The 2349-nt window shown below is 55.3% G+C and carries 2 protein-coding genes; one reads left to right on the top strand and one right to left on the bottom strand.

Annotation, left to right across the window (positions count from 1 at the left end; translation table 11 throughout):
- A partial coding sequence (locus AC1DS3_RS37890) for a glycosyltransferase (protein ID WP_477129278.1) occupies positions 1–215 on the top strand: 215 nt, incomplete at its 5' end.
- Positions 216–1553: 1338 nt separating this feature from the next.
- Here AC1DS3_RS37890 and AC1DS3_RS37885 read toward each other — a convergent pair.
- Positions 1554–2349: IS5 family transposase (locus tag AC1DS3_RS37885; protein ID WP_477129277.1), on the bottom strand; the 796-nt coding region annotated here is incomplete at its 5' end.

Raw genomic sequence — 2349 nt, 5'->3', positions numbered from 1 at the left:
GCCCAGAGATCGCTTATCTTAAAGACGGCGTAAATGGATTAATAAGTGCTAGCGATGACGTCGAAGACTACGCAGATTCCGTCGTTTCACTACTGTCCGATGATAATTTGCGACAACGTTTGTCCGGACAAAGTTTAAAGGACGCAAACTCTTACACTGTCGAAAATATGGTTAGTAATTTCAGTGAAGGAATCTCCCATTGTCTCCGTTCGTAGGTATAGCACCCCGAGATGTGCAATCAGTCTGTGGCAACCTCTAGACCCGTCTTAGGCCGGGCACGCTCTGGACCAAATTGATGAGCAAAGCTGGCATGGATAATCGATTAAATTTCATCTACGCCTGTTAGTTATGCCCGCCCGCCGCATAGGGAGATCCATTACTCGCCTACTGTTAGACTACGTGGCTACGCAGGATCGGAGGCGCAGATAGCGAGCCCCCCGGCCTCGATGTCAGAGCATTTCTTGCAGCAAAATCTAACTGCTGCTTCCGCGAAACAAGAGCCGCATACAGCCCTCGATTGGAGCGATAATCGTCCCCAGCCTGATTATCCATTTGCACCAGCAAGAATCAAACGCAGCCGCTGCCACAAGGGAGGTCCGCCCAGACTCTGGGCGTTGTTTCCCAAATCGCCTTGCAGATCCCATCCAAACCGGAACGGATTCATTGGGAGAGCATTTCGTGCAAGAGAAAGTTGGCCAACCAGCAAGTCGATTCCGTTATTAGAGTTTGGTATTTTCCAGCAGCAGGAATACGATCTAGCCGAAGATGCTTTGGCGGTAATCGCTCCCTTGAGATAACTCGATCTGCGGAGTCCCAGGAGCAGACCGACTCGGGAGCAGCCGTGTGACTAGGCATACAACCTCCGCTTTCAATCGGGGCCGCGCACAGGGCAGCGTGGACAAACCGGCACACATGGACGGCGGCGGGCCCGAAAGCTCCCCTGCCAAGGCCAGCCCTTAAGGCCCGCGTAAGCGACAGCCAAAGTGCAGCAGCTCAGCTTCATCMAGCGAGTGATGGACAGGCTGCCAAGCCTGGTCCCTTATTGTTTCAGTGACGACGGGGATTCTTTACTGAGCGGCCGCAGTGTCAAGTAAGCTATTGCTGCGTAAGTGTCCACCCATTACAGCCTAGCTATTACCAAGTGGACAGTTGGTGCCGGCCAGCTATGGTGGACTATTTGCCGGAACAGAATGCCACAAGCGCCGGCTGTACAAAAGGCCACCTCCCAAATCCCTCTCGGATTGAGCCTCACCAATCAATCTCCAGCCCCCTCCCCGGCTGTCTCGACCTCACCGCCTACTACGAACTAGATATTCAAGTAGCGTCTCCCGCTCCATTCCGGCCAACTAGGCTGCACTTCCATCCCAGCACACCACTTACCAATTGATAGCCTCCATACAGACCTAGCAGGCTGCTGAAGTACTAACCGCACAAGCGGCAAGACTTCCCGCTCTATGGTTGATGTGCCGCCTATTTTTCACAATCCGGAAGCTGCGCGTCATTTCATCGATTTTTTGATGATTTGGCACCCGTTTCTGGCCTCATTACCGCGATTACTGCAACTGCGGACGGATTTGTCCCAGCGAGCGCATGCGCACCAAGTTGTACGCGGCCATGCTCAACACAAACATCTGGTCAACTTTCTTMAGTCCGCGCACCATCACCTGACGCATGCGCCCCACGGTCTTGGCCCAGCCAAAGCCTTGTTCGATCAGCTTGCGCTTTTGCTGCGAAATGGCATAACCCCCGCTGCAGGCGATCTCATCCGGAACCGCCGAGCGTCGCCCGGAGGTGTTTTGCGCCACGTGGGGCGTGACCCTCATCTCAAGGCACGCCTCAATGAACTCGGCCGCGTCATACCCCTTGTCCGCGCCCACGGTGACTTCCACGTTCGCATCGTCGACCACCTGCCGGGCGTCGTTGACCATGACCTTGGCGGCTTCGCGCTCTGCATGCCCGTCAGCACTTGTCACCAGCGCGCTGACCACCAGGCCGTGGCGGTTGTCGCTCAGGGTATGGCCCATGTAGCGCAACTCACTGGCGGTTTTGCCTTTACGGTAGAGCCGGGCATCGGGGTCGGTCTTGGACTGGTGCGTTTCGTTGCTACGCTTGCGACCTTTGAAGTTGCCACCATCGTTGTCTTCGTCCTCGCCGTCTTTGCGTACAAAGCTCTTGTGGCCGGCCCAAGCCTGAATGAGTGTGCCGTCCACGCTGAAGTGTTCGCCGGAAAGCCAATCCTTCTTTTGCGCGATGGACAGTACTTCGTTGAAGAATTCGATCACTGCATCGTGCTTGATCAGGCGTTCGCGGTTCTTGGTGAATACGCTGGGCACCCAGACTGCATCGTCC

The sequence above is a fragment of the Cupriavidus sp. 01L46 genome, assembly GCF_056399905.1.
The sequence above is the reverse complement of the archived record's forward strand: the minus strand, read 5'-3'. Positions and strand labels throughout refer to the sequence as shown.